Here is a 5,840-nt window from a genome sequence, read left to right as displayed (position 1 = left end):
TCCCAAAGTAGCCGTATTTCTTGTTTAGTAGTGTTTTTCTGTTTTTCCAGAAACTTTGCATTACGCCAAAACTCCAACGGAAACGTTGTTTAAGCAACATATTCACCGTTTCTGGTGCTTCGGTATAAGCAATTGCAGCATCGCAGTTTTTAACGCGGTAACCTGCTTTCAAAATACGCATGGTTAAATCGCAGTCTTCAGCAAGCGTATCAATCGTAAATCCGCCGATTTCTAAGATTACATTTTTCCTAAAAGCACCAATTGCTCCAGGTACAACGGTTATTGTATTTAGTAAGTCGAAAGCTCGCCTATCCATATTCTGTGCAGTGATATATTCAATAGACTGCCATTTGGTTATAATGTTATTGGCATTGCCAACTTTCACTGTTCCAGCTACAGCAGCTATTTTATCGCTGTAGAAATAACGCATCAGTTCGGTAACGGCATCATCTTTCAATTGCGTATCGGCATCTATACAGACCACAAATTCGGAAGTTGCTTTTGATATACCATAATTTAATGCAGATGCTTTGCCTCCATTTGCTTTGCGGAAAACCTTAACCTGAGGGTGGTTGCCAAAGTGTTCATTAATAATTTCGAAGGTTTTATCTTTCGAACCATCATCCACAAAAATCAATTCAAAATTCGGGTAGGTGGTTTTTAAAAGACTATTAATGGTTTGCACAGCAGTAACTTCTTCATTGTAAGCCGGAATGATAATACYCACTTTTTCTGAAGGATTTACTATCAATTTATCCGCATGCTGTCTCGCTCTTTTTCGCTGTCTGATAGCCAGATAAGCAATAAAAATGGTCCTTAAAATGGCAAGTACAATAGCAACAGAAAATATAATGTTTAAAATCATGTTTCCATAGTAAAAAAAGTTGATGAAAAAATAATCTCCAGAGCCTGAAAAACCACTGTTTGCAGTAGACTTAACCGCAGGCATTAATTCTGATCTTTTTTTGCCCATTAAATCGCCAACTGTTGTAAAAGTATAGCCTTTGGCTTTAAAGAATTTTATAATCCGAGGCAAAGCGGCGACAGTAGCCTCACGGTTTCCACCTGCATCGTGCAATAAAAGAATATTGCCATTATCCTGCTGCTTCACTACTTCATTAAAAATCTGATCGGCAGTTTTGCCAGGTTCCCAGTCTTCAGGGTCGATAAGTTCACCTATATTGATGTAATTCTCTTTGCGGCTCTGTGCAACCGGCAAAATTTCTGAAATGTTCTGGGGTTCGGCATCGGCATTAAATGGTGCACGAAACAGAATTGTACTGTGGCCGGTAACCGCTTCAATTAACCTGCGGGTAGCATTTAGCTCGAATTTTACCCGTCTTGGTCCAATGGTCGACATATCCGGATGGAAGAAAGTATGGTTTCCAATTTCATAACCATCATTATATTCTTGTCTTAGCAGTTCCATATTCTGCTCCGCCATAATGCCAACTACGAAGAAACAGCCTGGTACTTTTTCTTGTTTTAATATATTTAACACCTGTGGTGTATAAACCGGATCAGGTCCATCATCAAAGGTTAAGGCAATTTTCTTATCAGCCTCTCCAAACCTTTTAATTACATATTGCTCAGGGAGACGGGTATATTTTTGATCGGCAATAGAGAAATTGTCTTTATTTAAAGTGAATTTTACACTACCTGGTGTTGGGGTAGAAATCAGGTCCAGAATTTCCCCATCGCCTAAATACGAGATCCCACCCATATTTAATGAAGCAATTTTGCGTAAATCGAATGGTTTTTTCTTTAATGTATCCAGACTGAGGTCGTTAGAAATAAAAGACCATAAACGTTTGTCCTCAGAGCCTAAACGCCATAAAGCTATCCCCGCAATATCCCAATCATCAGCCTTGCGGATTAAATTAAAATAGGTTGCCGCATCAGTAAAGTAAACTTCATGTTTAATCCCACTGCCATCATTGTACGTGTAGTTTAAATTGGCAGAGGCCGGATCATAGTTTATTTTACTTTTGTAATTAACCGCACTGGTCATTGCATCTTCGTAGGTTACTGATTTACCCACGCTATTTTTTGGCCAATCGTAACCATAGCAGGCCAGGGCAAGGATTACTTTGCTGGCATCAACTTTACTGCAAATGTCATCAAGTTTTTCTTCTACCCATTCCTGATGAGAAATATCGCCCGCATTACTTTGCTCGGTATGCTGATCATAAGCCATCAATACAATGTAATCGTTATATTTTTGAAGAATTTCTGGTTTATAATCGTCGTTTTCGGGTGAAATATCCTGAGAAACAATCAGTTTTTCTGCATGAAACTGACTATAAAGGTTTTTCATAAAAGCATTAAAACTGTCGCTGTTCTGGAGGTTTAGTTCTTCAAAATCGATGTTAATTCCGCGATAGCCATATTTTTTTGTAATGGCAATCAAATCATAGATTAATTTTTGTTGCGCGGGCTGATCATTTAATAACCGTCTTACAGCAGCTCCGTCCCAGTGATCTTTATTGTAATTAGAGACAACTGCAATGGCCGATTTTTTAGCTGTATGGATAACTTTTAAAGCAGCAGTATCTGCCTTGTCTACAATAGAATCGCCATTTAAAAAGAAAGATTCTGTAGCCACCATATCCAAATGGCCAATGTTCCTCTTAAGATCGGGCAATGATTTGCTGACAGTTGAAGCCCAGCTTACATAAAAAGCCATGTTTATCCGTTTGTTATTGCCACGATGGGTTAGAATGCGGTGCTCCCGGTCTTTTTTGATTTTTTGCAGCTTTGATTTTTCAATCGTGAAATCTTTGTATTGTTGCGATTTCTTCAATTTATCTAACTGTTTTTCAGTTAAGGGTGTATTGGTATTTATAAAAGGCAAATTTGGTGCCTGTACTGAAGACAGTGTGTACACCACGCAGATGATTGCGATAATGAAGACTAAAAAAAACGTACGGCTTACCCATGTAAATGTATGCCAGCGTCTTTTAGTCTCAGTTTGAAATATTTGTTTTCCGGACATTTTTCTTTTCTGATTTATTAATCAAATGTCACTAACGAATATGAAGATTGGATGAATGATTGATAAGAATGGTTAAGATGATGGATCGCTATCCCAGTTTTAAGATGCTGATTTACTTACTGTTTATCAGGTGCATAAGCGGTACTCTCGGATCTTTTCATCATTAAGAAGTTAAGGTAGCTAAGGTTTTCTTGCGTAAATTAAGATATGCGTCGTTATCCTGATAGGTTAAATTTTTTAAATACATTGGATTATTGATGGCAAGTTTTGGCGGTTCGTCATTCCCAACTTGATTGGGAACCACGGAGTGCTCATGAATACCTCAAAAAAGGAAAAACTTATGAATAATCTTAATGCAAGCGCTTTAAGATTCCCGCCTGCGCGGGAAAGACGGCCTCTCTTTTTAATCTGTCATTGGTAACTTGTTTCAGAATCTTTTAGTTTTGTTTATCTAGCAAGAGGATGTTTTCGGCGGGGTTGTCCTGTAATATAAAACCACAAAAAAGCCGACAAATTTTATAAAAATGCCGGCTTATTTATCTATTCAGTATGATGGATGCTGAAACAAGTTCAGCATGACGATTTTCTGTTTACTCTTCTAAATAACCGAACCTACCTTGGTTGTAATCTTCAATTGCCTGATGGATTTCGGCTTCAGTATTCATTAAAAACGGACCGTACTGAACAATTGGCTCATCTATAGGTTCTCCACTTAAAATCAAAACCACGCTATTTTCTAGCGCTTCGATCTTAATCTCTTCACCTTTGTTTTTGAAGTGGATAAAATCATCTACGGATGCGGTTTCGAACCCATTAATTTTGATCGAACCTTCAATCACCATAAATCCGGTATTAAAATTCTCAGGAAAGTTAAAAGTAGCTCCACCACCTTTATTTAACCTGGCATTATAGAGTTCTATGGGGGTAAAGGTATTTGCGTTGCCTTTTATACCCCGATAATTACCAGCAATGATCTCGATTTTTCCTCCATTTTCGGGAAGATCAAAATGAGCCATATCAGCCTGCTTAACTGCCTGATATCTTGGTTTGCCCATTTTATCTTTAGCAGGCAGGTTAATCCAAAGCTGAACCATTTGAAAAGGACCTCCAGCTAAGCTGTAGTTCGCTTCGTGATATTCTTTATGTAGTATACCACTTGCAGCAGTCATCCATTGTACATCGCCGGGGTAAATCACACCGCTGTTTCCAGAGCTATCGTGATGGGCAACCGCACCATGATAGGCAATAGTTACCGTTTCAAAGCCTCGATGTGGATGTACACCAACGCCCCTGGGTTCTTTCCTGGCAGAAAATTCGATCTTTGAACCATAATCCATTAAGAAAAACGGACTCATGTTGATTTTATATCCACTTGGGAAAAAATTGTGTACCCTAAAGCCATCGCCAACCATATGTGGCGCTGGCGCTTTTAGTACTTTTTCTATTTGTTTTGTTTCCATGATTGGAACCTTTCTGTTATGCGCTTGGCGTTTGGCGGATAATCCACGCTTATCGCCAAACGCCTATCACTTATACACTTTTTACAAACTGTAATTCGCCTAATATGCGAACTTCTTCACTTACCATTACGCCACCTGTTTCTAATGCAGCGTTCCAGGTTAAACCGAATTCTGAGCGGTTAATTTTTCCACTTAAAGTAAATCCTGCTTTGGTATTTCCCCATGGATCGGTAGCAATACCACCAAATTCTGCAGTTAATTTTACAGGTTTGGTTTCGCCTTTAATGGTTAAATCACCTTTAACGATATAATCGCTGCCATCTTTTTCTACTGAATTAGATTTAAATTCGATGTGAGCAAATTTTTCTGCATCGAAGAAATCTCCGCTCTTTAAGTGATTGTCGCGATCTGTATTTCCTGTATCGATTGAACCGATATCACCTTTGAAAGAAATTTCTGCATTTTCAAATTCATCACCTTCAGATGATAATTCTGCTGAGAAAGATTTTAAACTACCGGTTACAGTAGTAATCATTAAGTGTTTTACTTTAAATTGTAATTCGCTGTGGGTTGGATCTAATGTCCATTTCGTAGTTGCCATATCTTTTGTTTTTTGAGATGTTTAATATTTACAACACAAAAGTACAGCGCAGGTTTTTACTACAGATTGATGTATGGTAAGTAATGATTGAATGAAAGAATGATTGAATGTTGTAAAATTGAAATGTTAGATTTGACTAAGCCCTTCACTCATTCAAAATTCAGTCTAAGGCCTGAAATGTTTATTCGCCAGCTCTTTTCTCACACGACTTAACGATTCGGGGGTAATGCCCAGATATGAGGCAATCATCCATTGTGGTACGCGGAGGGTAAGGTTAGGATAGAGTTTTATAAAATCGAGGTATCTTTCTTCAGCAGTTGCACTTAATAACATATTGATCCTTTTCTGCATAAAGCGGATCGAATTGTTGAGCAGTTTAATTTGCATGGGCTGTAAGCATGGTACTTGTCTGGCGGCTTCTTCCATGAAATTGTTGGGCATTAACACGGCCTCGGTTGCTTCGATGGCATCTATAAAAAATATTGATGGCTCATTATTCATGTTGTTGCGATCAGACACCAGCCAGTTTTCGGGGGCGAACTGAAGGATGTGTTCTTTGCCTTTCGCATCAATTGAGTACGCACGTAATAAACCTTTGCCTACAAAATATCCATGTTTAAAATTATCGCCGGTATATTGAACTATTTCGTTTTTCTCGAATTTTTTAACCTTTAAAACAGATGATATGCTTTCGAACTGTTCATCAGTTATTTCTATTTTTTCCTGTAAGTATTTCTGGAACTGATGAATCATAAAGGCGGAATGTTATTTTTTTACGGGCTTA

General features: G+C 38.1%; 4 protein-coding genes. All 4 read right to left on the bottom strand.

The window, feature by feature from the left end; all coding sequences use genetic code 11:
- The coding region (locus AC1DPQ_RS15570) for a trifunctional glycoside hydrolase family 18/polysaccharide deacetylase/glycosyltransferase family 2 protein (protein WP_477610118.1) at window positions 1-2,995 on the bottom strand (2,995 nt) is incomplete at its 3' end.
- Between the two features lie 590 nt (window positions 2,996-3,585).
- A complete protein-coding gene (locus tag AC1DPQ_RS15565) occupies window positions 3,586-4,455 on the bottom strand; it encodes a pirin family protein (RefSeq protein WP_477580121.1) in 870 nt (289 codons plus the stop codon).
- A 70-nt stretch (window positions 4,456-4,525) separates the two neighbouring features.
- Complete coding sequence (locus AC1DPQ_RS15560) at window positions 4,526-5,056, bottom strand: YceI family protein (RefSeq protein ID WP_215130003.1); 531 nt, start codon at window positions 5,054-5,056, stop codon at window positions 4,526-4,528.
- A gap of 165 nt (window positions 5,057-5,221) precedes the next feature.
- Window positions 5,222-5,809 (bottom strand): Crp/Fnr family transcriptional regulator, encoded by a 588-nt coding sequence (locus AC1DPQ_RS15555; RefSeq protein ID WP_029274727.1) that lies wholly within the window; start codon window positions 5,807-5,809, stop codon window positions 5,222-5,224.
- Window positions 5,810-5,840 lie beyond the last annotated feature (31 nt).

Source organism: Pedobacter sp. 01T416_2 (assembly GCF_056398925.1).
The sequence above is the reverse complement of the archived record's forward strand: the minus strand, read 5'-3'. Positions and strand labels throughout refer to the sequence as shown.